12 protein-coding genes are annotated in these 13,761 nt (G+C 65.1%); 2 read left to right on the top strand and 10 right to left on the bottom strand.

Going from position 1 to position 13,761, the window contains the following annotated elements:
• The first annotated feature begins 12 nt into the window (after positions 1 to 12).
• The gene (locus tag HGK27_RS21570) at positions 13 to 1,584 is read left to right on the top strand and encodes a sulfatase-like hydrolase/transferase (RefSeq protein ID WP_206244869.1); all 1,572 of its coding nucleotides are present in this window, start codon (positions 13 to 15) and stop codon (positions 1,582 to 1,584) included.
• A gap of 25 nt (positions 1,585 to 1,609) precedes the next feature.
• Here the strand turns inward: HGK27_RS21570 and HGK27_RS21565 are convergent, their stop codons facing one another.
• Positions 1,610 to 3,868 (bottom strand): TonB-dependent receptor, encoded by a 2,259-nt coding sequence (locus HGK27_RS21565; protein ID WP_206244868.1) that lies wholly within the window; start codon positions 3,866 to 3,868, stop codon positions 1,610 to 1,612.
• Between the two features lie 160 nt (positions 3,869 to 4,028).
• On the bottom strand, positions 4,029 to 4,721 hold the full coding sequence (locus tag HGK27_RS21560) for a pentapeptide repeat-containing protein (protein WP_206244867.1): 693 nt from the start codon (positions 4,719 to 4,721) through the stop codon (positions 4,029 to 4,031).
• A gap of 116 nt (positions 4,722 to 4,837) precedes the next feature.
• Here HGK27_RS21560 and HGK27_RS21555 point away from each other — a divergent pair, with 116 nt between their 5' ends.
• Complete coding sequence (locus HGK27_RS21555; protein WP_322099067.1) at positions 4,838 to 5,791, top strand: alpha/beta hydrolase; 954 nt, start codon at positions 4,838 to 4,840, stop codon at positions 5,789 to 5,791.
• 6 nt (positions 5,792 to 5,797) lie between these two features.
• On the opposite strand, the gene HGK27_RS21550 is transcribed toward HGK27_RS21555, so the two are convergent.
• The 8 genes from HGK27_RS21550 to HGK27_RS21515 all read right to left on the bottom strand — a co-directional run bounded on the left by HGK27_RS21550 (position 5,798) and on the right by HGK27_RS21515 (position 13,734).
• Positions 5,798 to 6,922, bottom strand: a complete 1,125-nt coding sequence (locus HGK27_RS21550) for a DSD1 family PLP-dependent enzyme (protein ID WP_206244866.1) — start codon at positions 6,920 to 6,922, stop codon at positions 5,798 to 5,800.
• Positions 6,919 to 7,215, bottom strand: a complete 297-nt coding sequence (locus HGK27_RS21545) for a putative quinol monooxygenase (RefSeq protein WP_206244865.1) — start codon at positions 7,213 to 7,215, stop codon at positions 6,919 to 6,921. Before HGK27_RS21545 ends, HGK27_RS21550 begins: the two co-directional genes overlap by 4 nt.
• 105 nt (positions 7,216 to 7,320) lie before the next feature.
• Entirely contained in the window at positions 7,321 to 8,268 is a 948-nt protein-coding gene (locus tag HGK27_RS21540) for a diguanylate cyclase (protein ID WP_206245478.1), read from the bottom strand.
• Between the two features lie 5 nt (positions 8,269 to 8,273).
• Positions 8,274 to 11,105, bottom strand: a complete 2,832-nt coding sequence (locus HGK27_RS21535; RefSeq protein ID WP_206244864.1) for a response regulator — start codon at positions 11,103 to 11,105, stop codon at positions 8,274 to 8,276.
• Entirely contained in the window at positions 11,102 to 11,398 is a 297-nt protein-coding gene (locus tag HGK27_RS21530; RefSeq protein WP_206244863.1) for a hypothetical protein, read from the bottom strand. The genes HGK27_RS21535 and HGK27_RS21530 overlap by 4 nt, the downstream gene beginning before the upstream one ends.
• 254 nt (positions 11,399 to 11,652) lie before the next feature.
• Entirely contained in the window at positions 11,653 to 12,285 is a 633-nt protein-coding gene (locus tag HGK27_RS21525) for a MarR family winged helix-turn-helix transcriptional regulator (RefSeq protein ID WP_206244862.1), read from the bottom strand.
• Positions 12,282 to 13,019, bottom strand: coding sequence for a YggS family pyridoxal phosphate-dependent enzyme (locus HGK27_RS21520; protein ID WP_206244861.1), 738 nt, complete (start codon positions 13,017 to 13,019; stop codon positions 12,282 to 12,284). Before HGK27_RS21520 ends, HGK27_RS21525 begins: the two co-directional genes overlap by 4 nt.
• Positions 13,012 to 13,734 carry a glutamine amidotransferase gene (locus HGK27_RS21515; RefSeq protein ID WP_206244860.1) on the bottom strand — a complete coding sequence of 241 codons (723 nt, stop codon included), beginning with the start codon at positions 13,732 to 13,734 and terminating at the stop codon, positions 13,012 to 13,014. The genes HGK27_RS21520 and HGK27_RS21515 overlap by 8 nt, the downstream gene beginning before the upstream one ends.
• Between the last annotated feature and the right edge of the window lie 27 nt (positions 13,735 to 13,761).

Genomic DNA, 13,761 nt, shown 5'->3' with positions numbered 1-13,761 from the left:
AGGATACCGCCCATGAACTTCAATCGTCGAACGGTCATGGGCGGTGCCGGTGGTGCGCTGTTGGCCTCGCTGCTGCCCCAAGTGGCGCGCGCGGCCACAGGTTCACGCCCCAACCTGATCCTCTTCTTCCCCGACGAACTGCGCGCCGACGCGCTGGCCTGCTATGGCAACCCCGTCACGCGCACGCCCAATTTCGACCGTCTGGCCAAATCAGGCACGCGTTTCGCCAATGCCCATGTGCAGTACCCGGTCTGCGCCGCCTCGCGCTGCTCGATGCTGACGGGCCTGCCCACCAGCGCGACGGGCCATCGCGGCTTCTCCTATCTGATCCAGCCGCAGGAGCCCAACCTCTTCGCCCTGCTGCGCGCCTCGGGCTATGACACCTTCTTCTTCGGCAAGAACGATGTGTTGGCCCCCGAGACTTTCGCCACCAGCCTGACCGCATGGGCCGATCCGCCAGCCCCGGGCGCCGCCGCCGGCGACCACTCTCCCGGAGCCCGTGCCGGAGCCACCAGCAGCACCGTCACCATGCTGCTGCCCCCCATGGGCGACCGCCGCGCCACCAGCGATTACGGTATCATCCAGCGCGCCATCGAGATCATCGAACGCAAGGAGAGCGACAAGCCCTTCTGCCTCTTCCTGCCGATCTTCCAGCCGCATCCGCCCTATCACGCCCCCGCCGATTTTCAGGCGATGTACAAGCCGGAGGACGTTCCGGCCCCGATCCCGCCCGGCCTGCCGAACAAGCCTGCCTATCACGAGGCGATCCGCAAGGCTTACGGCCTCGACAAGGTGGGGCCCGAGGTGTTCCGTCAGGTGCGCGCCACCTATTACGGGCAGGTCTCCTACACCGACTGGCTGTTGGGCGAATTGCTCGACGCTCTGGACCGCACCGGGCGTGACAAGGATACGGCGGTCTTCGTCGGCTCCGATCATGGCGATTATGCGGGCGATTATGGGCTCGTCGAGAAATGGCATGGCGGCCTCGAAAGCTGCCTCACCCATGTGCCGCTGATCGGCCGCGTGCCCGGCGCGGCGCAAGGCGTGGTCGCGCCCGATATGGTCGAGCTGTACGACATCCTGCCCAGCTTCCTGAACCTTGCGGGCACCGCGCCGCATCACACCCAGTTCGGGCGCAGCCTGCTGCCGCAGATCCACGGCGGCCCCGGCGATCCCAACCGCGCCGCCTTCACCGAGGCGGGGCTCGGCATCTACGAGCCGCAGGCTTTCGACAACCCGACCGGCGGTCTCTATCGCTACAAGTCGCAGCTGCCCGCGCAGCATCCCGAACTGGTGGCTCGCGCCGCCAGCGTCCGCACCCAGCGCCATACCTATATCCACCGCCCGCAAGGCGTCAGCGAGCTTTACGATCGCATCGCCGATCCGGGCGAGACGCGCAATCTGATCGGCACGCGCGCCGTGGCGAAGGATCAGGCGGCGCTCGAAGAGCGCCTGCTCAACTGGTACATCAACACCAGCGGCGTGCCTCTGGACACGCGCAACAGCCGCGATGTGCCCGCCTTCAACCCGCCTCAGGCGCCCGTGGCCTCGCCGGAGGCGGTGCAGGCGGCGCTCGACTCCTGATCGGTCGAGCGCCGCCCGGGGCCTTCTAGAACCGCACCGAAGCGCGCGCGCCATAGGTGCGCGGCGGGCGCAGCTGATTGTACAGCACGCCGTTCTTGACCGGGCTCTGGAAGCTGGCGGCGAAGATCGTGGTGTTTTCCAGATTGTTGGCAAACAGGCCCAGCGTCAGCTTGCCGCTCTTGGGCTGATACTCCAGCCTCACATCGGAGGTGGTGTAGGTGCTCTGATAGCCGCCGGGCAGATAATCGATCGAGACATAGCTGCCTGACTGGATGCGCGTGTTCGCCCCGAAGGTGACCTTGCCGCCATTGCGCAGGGCAAAGCGATGCTCATAGGCCATGTTCAACGTCCATTCCGGAGCATTGACCACCTGCCGCCCCGAACAGTCGACGGCGTAGATCGCCCCGCCCGGCGTGGCCGCGATCAGCGAGGTGGGGCTCACCGCGCAGCCCACGGCGGGGACCGCGCCCGAACTGGAATAGCTGTTGTAGCCGAAACGGCGATAGCGGGCGTGGAGCCATTGCAGGTCGGCACTCAGCAGATCGGCGTCATCGGGCTTGAACTGCAGTTCGGCCTCCACGCCATAGAGCCGGGCGCTGCCCGCGTTCTCGGTGATGAAGACCGGGGCATAGATGCCGCCCGCCGGTGTGCTGGCCACCTGCACCGGCCCCAGATGCGAGACCTGCTGGTTCTTGTAATCCCACCAGAAGGCTTCAAGGTTCAGCTGCAACCTGTTGTCGAGAAAGCGGTTCTTGGCGCCCAGCGTATAGGCGGTGAGATTTTCCGGCGCCGAGGTGTTGTTGCCCTGCGCCGCAAACAGCGCGCCTGATTTGAAGCCCGTCGCCACCGAGGCATAGAGCAGGCTGCGCGGGCCCGCGTCATACTCCACGCCTGCCTTCCACGTCACCTTGCGGAAGTGGATATCACTCACCGCCTGAGCGGTGATGGGATTGAAAATCGGCGTGAAATTGCCGGTGGCAGGGCTGACGAAGCCCACAAATGGCGCGTTGGTGAAGACGGTGTTCTGCTGCTTGTGATCATCGGTATAGCGCAGCCCCCCGGTGATGCGGAAAGCGGGCAGCACCGTCACCGTGGCCTGCCCGAAAGCGGCCAGACTGCGGGTGGCCAGCAGTGGATTGACCTGCAGCCGGTTGCTGCCCTGATCGTAGGTCTGGCTGGCATGGACGCGTTCGTCAAAGAAGTAACCGCCCAGCACCCAGTTCACCGCACCGCGCGCATTGGCCAGCCGTGCCTCCAGCGAGGTCTGATGGGTCTTCTCGACATCGCGGATGTAAAAGCTGGAGGCATAGGAGAGGAAATTGATGTCGGTTTCACGGAAAGAGGGCAGCAGGGTGAGCTTGGCAAAGCCCAGATCCTGATTGGCTGTCAGCGCCACGCCGTAGAAATTGTTGCGCTGGAACCCGTCATTGCGGGCGACCACTTGCGGCACGGGAGCCGTGGGGCTTGCGGCCTGATAGGCGGCCAGCACGGCGGGATCGCTGACCCCCAACCGGCCATTGCCGATCAACGGCATGATCGTCCCGCCCGGGCCCTTGCCGCCGACATGGCCGTAATCCAGCATCAGATCGGCGTCGAAACCGGCGTGGCTGTCGAACTTGACCTGAGTGCGGGCGGCCTGGGTGTTTTCATCGTCATAGCCGTCGTTGAAATAGCCGTCATGGCTGGCGTGCTGGCCCGCGAGGCGCACCGCCCAGCGCTCGCCGAGCGGCAGGTTGATGGCGGCGGAGACCTTGGCGGTGTTGTAATTGCCATATTCGCCATTGATAAAGCCGGATGTTTCCCCCAGCCTGGGCTTGGCGGTGATGACATTGACCGCGCCGCCGCTGGCATTGCGGCCATAAAGCGTGCCTTGCGGGCCTTTCAGCACCTCCATGCGCTCAAGATCATAGAACAGGGCGGCGGGGGCGGCGGGGCGCGAGAGATAGACTCCGTCCATGTTGAAGGCGACGCCCTGCTCGGCAAAGGCATTGGCGCCGAAAGAACCCACGCCGCGCAGATAGATCTGCGTGTAGGAGGCCGCCGGAGCAACCTGTAAGGCGGGCACCAGACGTGTGAGATCGGTTGCCTGTGTGACCGATTGGCGCACCAGAACATCGCCCGCCACAGCGCTGACGGCCAGCGCCGTTTTCTGCAGATTTTCAGAACGGCGCTGGGCCGTGACGATGATATCCTGCAAACCATTGGTCGTTGGCGGCGCGGTGTCTTGAGCCAGCGCCGGTTGTGCCAAGGCAGCAGACGCGAATAGCAAAGCCTTCAGCCTCATGTTCTTCCCCCATTGTGATGTTTTTATGGGGCTATGCTGGCATGAGGTTCTGCATCACGAAAATCGTTAGTTTTTATCGTTTTCCATTATTAAAATGGATTGATAGGCAGGACTGACCTTCGAAGCTGTTGAATGGATTGATCTTTTGCCGTGAGGGCGATCAACCCAGCTTCAATCCCAACTCACCGAGCAATTGCGCGGCCTGCTCACGCGAGATGGTCGCGCCGCGAAACAGCGCGGCATCGACAAGGCGCAGGCCGCCAAGATCCGCCCCGCGCAGATCGGCCTTGTCGAAGCGGGCGCCGGCCAACAGGGCGTCGCGCAGGCTGGATTGTTCGAAGCTGGCATCGCGGAAATCGGCCTTGCGCAGGTCGGCCTGGCTGAAATCCATGCGCTTGAGATGCTGCTTGCGGAAGCTCAGCCCCGCCAGCTTGGCGCCGGCCATCAGCACCTCCTCGCAGGTCAGATCGATGATCCGCGCATCGGTCAGATCGGCGCCGGTCAGCTTGCTGCTGGTGAGGCGCGTGCCGGTCAGGCGGGCATGGCGAAAGTTGGCATTGTTGAAATCGCAGGAGCGGATCGCGGCATCGCTGAGATCGGCACTGAACAGGCTGGCAAAACCCGCGCGGCAGGAGAGCCATTGCGTTCGTTCCAGATTGGCCTTGGTCAGATTGGTGCGGCGCAGGCTGCAGCGCTCGAAACTCCATCCGGCCAGATCGAGATCGGAGAGATCGGCCTCATCCAGATCGCACGCGACAAGCTGCACGGGCCCCGTGCCGATCAGCACCTGCAGATCCGCGCGGGTCAGGGTCGTGCCCTCGATGGTTTTTGCGACATGGGTGCTGGCTGTCATCTCGCCTGATTAGGTCATGTTCCGGGGCAAGGTAAAGCACCGCGCATGCCCGCACCTATTTCCATTCCACGTCAGTATGATAGATTGTTCTGATCGACAGCAGGGGTTCCGTGATCATGTCCATGCCGCTTATGCTTCTCGCTCTGGCTGCTGCCGTGCCGGGGGCTGTGACATCGAGCGATATTGCGGCGCCGGGCCCCAAGGGAGAGCTGAGGGGCACGCTGCTCCATGTCGAAGGCAGCACCCAGCCCACCGTGCTGATGCTGCCCGGTTCCGGGCCTACGGATCGCGATGGCAACAGTTCGCTGGGGATGAAAGCCTCCACCTATCGCCTGCTGGCCGAAGGGCTGGCTCAACATGGCATCGCCAGCGTTCGTATCGACAAGCGCGGTCTGCTGGCCAGTGCCGGGGCGGTGGAGGACGGCAATGCCGTGACCCTGCAGGATTACGTGCAGGACACGCATGCCTGGATCAGGGCGACACGCGCCCGCACCGGTGCCACATGTGTCTGGCTGCTGGGGCATAGCGAAGGCGGTCTGATCGCGCTGGCCACGGTGGCGGGCGGCGGGGACGAGATCTGCGGTCTGATCCTCGTGGCCACGGCGGGACGCCCTTTGGGGCAGGTGCTGAAGCAGCAGTTGCATGACAACCCGAACAATGCTGCCCTGCTGCCCGATGCCGACCGCGCGATCGACACGCTGTCCGCCGGGCAGCGGGTGGATGCGAGCAAGCTGCCGCCACCCTTGATGGCACTGTTCCGGCCCGAGACGCAGGGCTGGTTTATCAGCGAGATGGCTGTCGATCCGGCCCGGCTGATCGGCAAGCTGCACCTGCCGGTGATGATCGTGCAGGGCGAGAAGGACTTGCAGGTCAGTGTGGAGGATGCGCAGCGGCTGAAAAGCGCGCTGCCGTCAGCGCAACTGGATTTGCTGCCCGATGCCAATCACATGCTCAAATCGGTGACGGGGGAGGGGCGCGCCGCCAATTTTGCCACTTATGTCGATCCCAACCTGCCGCTGGCGCCGCATGTGGTGGAGGGGATCGCAGGCTTTATCGCCTCCGGGAGGTAGGATCGCTCACCACCCCCGGAAGCGCGGCCAGATCGCGATGGGGCCACCATCGGCGGGCAGCACGATATAGTCATCGAATTGCGCGCCGGTGGCGCAGGCGTGGTTGGGCAGGATGCGCAACTGCGTCCCTACCGGCAGATCGGGCAAGGGCTGCGTGCTGCCGGGGCGCAGGGCGATGATGCCATGCTCCTGATTGGCCGAGTCCACGATCAGATCGGGATAGGGCTTGCCGTCGATGTCGCAGACCACGCCATAGCCCTGATCCAGTGCCTGTCCCTGCGTGCCGCGATCGCGTGACAGAGCCATCCAGCCCGCATCGCACAGCACCCAGCCTTTCTCGGCCTGATGCCCGATCACCGTGGTCAGCACGGAGAGCGCAATGTCATCCAGCGCACACACGCCGATGCCTGCCATCACCAGATCGAAGAAGACATAGACCCCGGCGCGCACCTCGGTCACGCCATCAAGGTGCCGCGCGAAATGGGCAGTGGGCGACGATCCCACGCTGACCACCGGGCAGGGCAGCCCCGCGGCGCGCAGGCGTTCCGCCGCTTCGACCACGGCGGCGCGCTCTTGCTCGGCATAGGCTTCGAGTTCGGCCGGGCTGCGCGCGCCATAGCTGCCGCCCGCATGGGTCAGCACGCCGCGCAGGATCGCGCCGCCCTCCACCAGCAGGCGGCCGATGGCCACGATCCGCTCATCCTGCGGTTTCAGCCCCGCGCGATGGCCGTCGCTGTCGATCTCCAGCAGCACCGGGATCGCGCCATGGGCGCAGGCGGCCACCACCGCCCCGGCCTGCTCGATGCTGTCGAGCAGCACGGCCAGATCGCAGCCCTGCGCGCGCAAGGCCTGCACCCGCTCCAGGCGGTGAGGCGCAATGCCCACCGCATAGAGGATATCGGTGACGCCCGCCGCGAACAGCGCCTCGGCCTCTTTCAGCGTGGAGACCGTGGCCGGGCCATGCCCATCGGTGAGCAACTGGCGCACCACCTCGATCGATTTGGCGGTTTTGACATGAGGCCTCAGCGTCACGCCAAAAGGGGCCAGCCGGTCCCGCAGCCGGGCGATGTTGCGCCGCATGCGCGCCTCATCGAGGACCAGCGCCGGGGTGGGCTGGCCAGCCAGCATCATGCCAGCGCCTTGAGCGTCTGGATCTCCGGCGTGCCGGCCAGCTTGCCTTCCACACCGGCGATCAGCGCCTGGAAATGCTCGGTTCGGGTGTGGGCATCGAGCGCTGCCTGATCGGCCCAGCGTTCGATAAAGACGAAAAGGCCCGGGCGGGTGCTGTCCGTATGGGCGGTGTAATACCGGCAGCCTGCTTCCTGCCTTGAGGCCTCGACGCAGGGGCGGATCACGGCCTCCACGGCGGCGCCCTGCCCCTCAAGCGCCTGCAGATAGGCGACGACGGCGATCTCTTCGGACATGATCGTAAACTCCTGACAGCTCAGCGCGAATCCCGGGAAGGGTACTGCTCCGTCCAGCCTGCCACATTGCATCGGCCCGGTCGATATCGGCCATGCTTCGGGCGATCAGGCGTCCTTGAGTTCGCTGACCTCCTCTGCCACCTCGCCGCCGAAAATATGGGCGGAGATCTGGTTCCGCCCGCCATGCTTGCTCTGATACAATTGGCTGTCGGCGTGGTTGATCCACATATCGGGGGTGAGACCCGGCTCGCAGCGCGCGGAGGCCACGCCCACGCTGACCGTCACGCGGTTGCTGATCAGCGAATGGGCATGGGGAATGTCCAGCGTCTGCACCTGAAGCAGGATTTCCTGCGCCACGAACATCGCGGCCTGAGCGTCCGCTCCCGGCAGGATGCAGGCAAATTCCTCGCCGCCATAGCGGGCGGACACATCCGCCGCCCGCTTGACGGCGCGGTTCAGCGCCGAGGCGATCATGGCGATGCAGCGGTCGCCCGCCGGATGGCCGTAATTGTCATTGAACAGCTTGAAGAAATCGATGTCGAGCATGATCACCGACAGCCATTCCCCCGTGCGCGCCAGCCGGGCGGTCTCGGTGTTCAGGATCTTCTCCATACCGCGCCGGTTGGAGAGGCCCGTCAGCGCATCGGTGACGGCCATTTCCGCCATCCTGTCACGCAGGCGCTTCAACTCCACATGATTGCCGACCCGCGCGCGCAGGATCACCGGCTCGACAGGCTTGGTGACATAATCGATGGCGCCCAGCGTCAGGCCGCGCACCTCATCGGCCGTATCGCCAAGGCCGGTGGTGAAGATCACCGGAACATCGGCCAGCAGAGCCTCGCTTTTCAGCTGACGGCAGACCTCGAAACCATCCATGCCGGGCATTAGCACATCGAGCAGGATCAGATCCGGCAGGATGGTCCGCGCCGTCTCCAGCGCTTCCTGCCCCGAGGTGGCGAAGGAGATTTCGTAATCATCCTCAAGGATCGCATTGATGATCTCGATGTTGGAGACTTCATCGTCCACGATCAGGATGGAGGCCCTGTCCGTCATAATGCTCATGATGCTTCTCTGATCTCGGGGAGGATGGGCGTATGCTCTTCATCGAGCAGCGCCAGAGCCTGATCGTAATTCAGCCTTTCCAGCGCCTTGCGGATGGGGTGCTCGGCCATGGCCTCGGCGGAGAGCCCCATGGTCTGCGCCAGGGCATCGAAGCCCGAGCGCGCCTTGAGGCTGCGGCGCTGGATCTGATCGCGCAGCCGCGCGCTGGCGGCGGAGACCTCGACAGGGTCAGCAGCCGCCGGGCCGGCATGATCCTGCCCCACCGGCTGTTCACCCTTGAGGCTGAGTGCCGCGGCGATGGCGGGGGCGAGTTTCGCCTCAAGATCGGCGATCCTGCCCTCCATTCCGGTGACATCCTCCGCCGCGATCCGGCGCTCGATCTCTGCCGCCACCGCCTGAATCCCGGGCAGTTCGAGTGAGCCGGACACGCCCTTGAGCGTATGGGCGAAGCGCCGCGCTTCGGCATGGTCGGTTTTGAGCAGATCCCTCAGGCTCTGTCCGGCATGGGCATAGCTGTCGGCAAAGGAGAGGATCAGCTTGCGCAGCAAGGCCGCCTTGCCGTTGACACGCCCCAGCGCCGCTTCCAGCCCGAAGGGCGGAAGCTGGTCGGGCAGAACGCTATCCACTTTGGGGGCGGGCTCGCTTGCCGCCACAACCGGCGCCACCGTCCCGCGATCCGCTTTCAGCCAGCGGTCGAGCGTGCGCACCAGCACCGGTGGCGAGATCGGCTTGGCGATATGATCGTTCATCCCCGCCGCGAAGCAGCGCTGGCGCTCCTCCTCATAGGCATGGGCGGTCATGGCGATGATCGGCAGGGCATCGGCGGCATGGCTGCGGCGGATGATGGTAGTGGCCTCGATGCCGTCCATCTCGGGCATCTGCACATCCATCAGGATCGCGGCGTAAGTCGCATGGCGCTCGGCAACAAGGTCGCAGGCGATCTTCCCGTTTTCCGCGATATCGAACTGCAATCCGGCGTCGGTGAGCAGCTCCTGAGCGATCTCGCGGTTGATCTCATTGTCCTCCACCAGCAGCACGCGCAGGCCGCGCAGCGCTGGCGAGACCATGGGCACGCCGCTCGTTTCAGGCTGGGCATCCTGCCGGATCGGTTTGGCATCCACAAACAGGTTGGTGATCGTGTCGAGCATTGCCCGCGCGTCCACCGGCTTGGTGAGGAAGGCGGAGATTTCCGCCTTGCCCAGCTCCGACATGAAGGCGTCATTGCCATAGGCGGTGACGATCAGCGTGACCGGCGGTTTGGACAGACCCGGAATGCGGCGCATCGCCTCAATGGTGTCGATGCCGTCCATGCCGGGCATCTTCCAGTCGAGCAGCAGCAGATCATAGGGCTTGCCCGATTGCAGCGTCATCTCGATGGCGCTGATCGCCTCCGCGCCCGAGGCGACCAGATCGACCGCCATGCCCCAGTCGCGGAAGATTTCGCCCACGATCTGGCGCGCGGCGGCATTGTCATCGGCCACCAGCACGCGCAGATCGCGCAGGGCCGGGGGCGGCTGCAGTGCCAGCGCCTGCGACGCCTGTGCCAGCGCCATATCGACCTGAAAGATGAAGGTGCTGCCGACGCCGGGCTCGCTCTCGACGCGGATTTGCCCGCCCATCAGTTCGACGATCTGCTTGCTGATCGCCAGCCCCAGGCCGGTGCCGCCGAATTTGCGCGTGGTCGAACTGTCGGCCTGCGTGAAGACATTGAACAGGGAGGCCTGCTGTTCAGGCGTGAGGCCGATCCCGGTGTCACGCACCGAGACCTCGATCCGCGCCTCCTGATCGTCGCGGGTCAACAGAATGGCAGAGACGGTCACTTCGCCCGCCTGTGTGAATTTCACCGCATTGCTGAGCAGGTTGAGCAGCACCTGATTGAAGCGCAACTCATCCCCCAGCAATTCGGTGGGGATCGCCTCATCGATGGAATGCCGGAGCGCCACGCCTTTGGCTGCGGCATTCTCGGCCACCAGATGAAGCTGGTTGTCGATCGCGGTGCGCAGATCGAAGGCATGGCTTTCCAGCGTGAGCTTGCCGGCCTCATTCTTCGAAAAGTCGAGAATATCGTTGATCAGCCGCAGCAGCGACACGCCCGCGCCATTGATCTTGGTGATGTAGTCCCGCTGCTTGGCATCCAGATCCAGCCGCTGGAACAGATGGCAGAAGCCGAGGATGGCATTCATCGGCGTGCGGATCTCATGGCTCATATTGGCCAGGAACATGCTCTTGGAGCGGTTGGCCTCTTCGGCCTCGCGGGTGCGTTCTTCCAGCGCGACATTCTTGTCGGTGATTTCCGCGCTCATGCGGCCGATGCGCTCGAAGCTCTCCACCACCATATTGCTCAGCCAGACCAGCACGGCGGTCTGGAAGGCGACGATGGCGGCATGCAGCAGCACCCGGCCCAGATCGCCCTCACCGGGGAAGACGGCATAGGGCAGCAGATAGAGCAGCAGCAGATGGTGCAGGGCCGTCGCCGCCGCCGCGACCAGAATGGCGCTGCGATCGAACCAGGCAATGGTCAGGGCCAGCATGGCGAAGAAATACATATGCATGTCCATCTGCCAGGGATGGCCACGCAGCAGGAACAGCAGCAGCGCCGGCTCCCCCACCAGCGCAACGGCGGAGAGATAGCGGGTGGGCGGCGCGATGCCGCGCTGCAGCCAGATCAGATGATAGGCCCCGGCCAGCACGGTGGCGGCCAGCATGGGAAACAGCGGCGGCCGCCCCATCACCCAGGCGACCAGCCCCATCAAGGGCACATGTGCCCAGAGCAGAACGAGAAGAAGGCGCCCGAAATGGCGGCGCAGGCTGTCAAGCTCAAGGTTCATGGGTGGGATGCTTCCGACTGGAGACCGAAACAGCCTGCGACGCGCGGGCTGGGCAGCACGGCCCAGGCCCCGGCCTGCCGTGCCCGCCGGGCAAAATCACTGCGTGAGGAGGAGGCAATCGCGATGTTGCCAAAGCCGCCGATCGCGGCAAGGCCGCCATCGGCCTTGCGAATAACCCCGATCATCCGGCCATAGCTGGCCCAGGGCGCGCCCATGACCAAATACTGGCCGCCGCGTCCATCGCCGGAGAGGGAGGCCGCCAGCAGGGTGATCAGGCCAAAGACAAGCAGCATGGCTGCGGGGATAAAGTCGCGAAGGGCCGACCCGCGCCGAATCCGCCCTGTGGCATCCGTCGCTGAGACCGCCTGATCTTGACGCTGTGACGAACAGCGTGGTGCCATAGCTCTTCATCCCCTTATCACGGGGATTTCTAGCATTTGATCGCTTCTTTTTTCGTTAACACAGCCGTCCTGCCTGTTGGGACGGCTTTCATAAGCTGAACTATACCGCCATGGTATGATTTACGGTCCGGTATAAGGGTGAGTACTTATCGCCACTGCTCGTAAAGGGCATCGTCCTCGGCGGGCACATGCTCCCCGCAATGGAGCCTGAGGTGCCGGTCACCAAAAGGCGCGTCGACCAGAGCGCAGTGATGCGGCGTTTCGGTTCCGGGATGGGCGTTGGGGCGGAAATAGCGGCAGGTGACGCACATTTTCTGCACCGGAATGTCGCCGCTGGCCTGCATGGCCCGGATCAGCTTGACCAGCGCGCGCAGCAGCGCCGCCTGTTCCGCCGGTTCGAGCGTTTCCACCGCATCGGAGAGGAAAGCGGGCCACTCGCTGGTGCGCGCGGCCAGCGCTTCGCCCTCAGAGGTGAGGGACAGGTTGATGGAGCGCGGCTTTGCGCCCGGAGCCTTGACCACCAGCCCTTTGGTCGCCAGCGCGCTCATGGCATCGCTGGCCGTGGGGGCCGAAATGCCCAGCATGCTGGCGATGGCGCCCAGCGACAGCCCGCCCTCGGCCTCGCGCAGCAGGCCCAGAGCATGACCCTGTGTGGGGGTCACCCCCTCGGGCGTGGCGCCTTTCCAGGCCCGGCTGCGCAGCACATGGCCGATGCGCACCAGCCCTGCCGTGACCCGCCGGGCTATCGGTTCGGTGATGGTGTCAAAGATGGTCGTCACAGGATGGTTCCCGCCACGCCCGGCCAGTAATGAGCATCCGGCACAGCCCGCTTGCCAAAGACCGCCTGCCCGACGCGCACGATGGTGGCCCCTTCCTCCACCGCCCAGAGGTAATCGCCCGACATGCCCATCGACAGCTCCGCCATTTGCCCGGCCTGAGGGGCTTCTTCCCGCGCGCGGTCTCGCAGGGCGTGCAGCAGGCGGAAGCAACGGCGCACCTCGCCCTCATCGGGCGTGAAGGTGGCCAGCGTCATGAAGCCCTTGGGGCGCAGGGCGGAAAAGGCAGGAAGTTCGCGCAGGAAAGCGGGGACCTCCTCCGGCGTCAGGCCGAATTTGCTGGCCTCGCCCGAGGTGTTGACCTGCACCAGCACATCGAGCCCTTGCCCCAGTTGCTGCAGCCGCCGGTCCAGCGCGGCTGCCAGTGAAAGCCGGTCCAGCGACTGGACCTCGGCGGCAAAGCCCAGCACATCCTTGACCTTGTTGGTCTGGAGATGGCCGATCATGCTCCAGCGGAGGGCCTCATCCTCCAGCGCTGCGGCCTTTTGGCGCCCTTCCTGCACCTTGTTCTCGCCCAGATCGCGCTGACCGGCGGCGATGGCCGCGCGGATGCGCTCGGGCGCGACGGTCTTGGTGACCAGCACCAGCCGCACGTCCTCCGCGCGGCGCCCCGAGCTTTCGGCGGCGTCGCGGATCTGGCCCTTCACCGCCTGCAGCTTTGCGGCGACATCATCCATCGCTCAGGCCCTCCAGCCATGCGCGCAACATGGCACGCGCGCCATCGCCCGAGGTCGAAGCGGCAAGGTCTGCCGCCTGCGCGCGCAGCGCAGCGGAGGAGATGCCGGCCCCCGCCAGCTCGGCGGCATGGCCGATCAGCCAGCGCTCGATACCAGCCTGAGCATCGACTTCGGGATGGCATTGCAGGCCCAGAATGTTGGGGCCAAGGGCAAAGGCCTGCGTGGCGCACAGGGTGGTGGTGGCCAGATTCTCGGCACCGGGCGGGGTTTCGAAGGCATCGCCGTGCCAATGGAGCACGGGGACATTCGCCAGATGGCGCAGAGGGCCGGCTTGCCCGGCATCGGTCAATGTCAGCGCGCCAAAGCCGATCTCCTTATGGCCCATCGGCGCCACCTTGGCCCCCAGCGCAAAGGCCATCAGCTGCGCGCCAAGGCACAGGCCCAGCGTGGGACGGCCAGCCTGCAACCTTGCCTTCAGGATCGACAATTCGGTCTCCAGAAAGGGATAGGCCTCGCCCTCATAGACGCCCACCGGCCCGCCCAGCACCACCAGCAGATCGGGCGCCGAGGGATCGATCTCCTCCAGCGGATCGGCGCCGACGTCATGATAGGTCAGGTCATAGCCCGCTTGCGCCAGCACGGGCGCGAACAGGCCCAGCCCCTCGAAATGGATATGGCGGATCGCCAGCGCGGTTCTGGGGGCACTTTGAGGCATCGGCTTTCCTTCCGGCACGCGTCAATC

Source organism: Novosphingobium terrae, from assembly GCF_017163935.1.
Taxonomy (GTDB): Bacteria; Pseudomonadota; Alphaproteobacteria; order Sphingomonadales; family Sphingomonadaceae; genus Novosphingobium; species Novosphingobium terrae.
This window is presented reverse-complemented; position numbering and strand designations above follow the sequence as displayed.

Bases quoted from the DNA above. Each gene is read 5' to 3' on its own strand.
- HGK27_RS21570 (WP_206244869.1), top strand. From the start codon at position 13: ATGAACTTCAATCGTCGAACGGTCATGGGCGGTGCCGGTGGTGCGCTG.
- HGK27_RS21565 (WP_206244868.1), bottom strand. From the start codon at position 3,868: ATGAGGCTGAAGGCTTTGCTATTCGCGTCTGCTGCCTTGGCACAACCG.
- HGK27_RS21560 (WP_206244867.1), bottom strand. From the start codon at position 4,721: ATGACAGCCAGCACCCATGTCGCAAAAACCATCGAGGGCACGACCCTG.
- HGK27_RS21555 (WP_322099067.1), top strand. From the start codon at position 4,838: ATGTCCATGCCGCTTATGCTTCTCGCTCTGGCTGCTGCCGTGCCGGGG.
- HGK27_RS21550 (WP_206244866.1), bottom strand. From the start codon at position 6,922: ATGATGCTGGCTGGCCAGCCCACCCCGGCGCTGGTCCTCGATGAGGCG.
- HGK27_RS21545 (WP_206244865.1), bottom strand. From the start codon at position 7,215: ATGTCCGAAGAGATCGCCGTCGTCGCCTATCTGCAGGCGCTTGAGGGG.
- HGK27_RS21540 (WP_206245478.1), bottom strand. From the start codon at position 8,268: ATGACGGACAGGGCCTCCATCCTGATCGTGGACGATGAAGTCTCCAAC.
- HGK27_RS21535 (WP_206244864.1), bottom strand. From the start codon at position 11,105: ATGAACCTTGAGCTTGACAGCCTGCGCCGCCATTTCGGGCGCCTTCTT.
- HGK27_RS21530 (WP_206244863.1), bottom strand. From the start codon at position 11,398: ATGCTGCTTGTCTTTGGCCTGATCACCCTGCTGGCGGCCTCCCTCTCC.
- HGK27_RS21520 (WP_206244861.1), bottom strand. From the start codon at position 13,019: ATGGATGATGTCGCCGCAAAGCTGCAGGCGGTGAAGGGCCAGATCCGC.
- HGK27_RS21515 (WP_206244860.1), bottom strand. From the start codon at position 13,734: ATGCCTCAAAGTGCCCCCAGAACCGCGCTGGCGATCCGCCATATCCAT.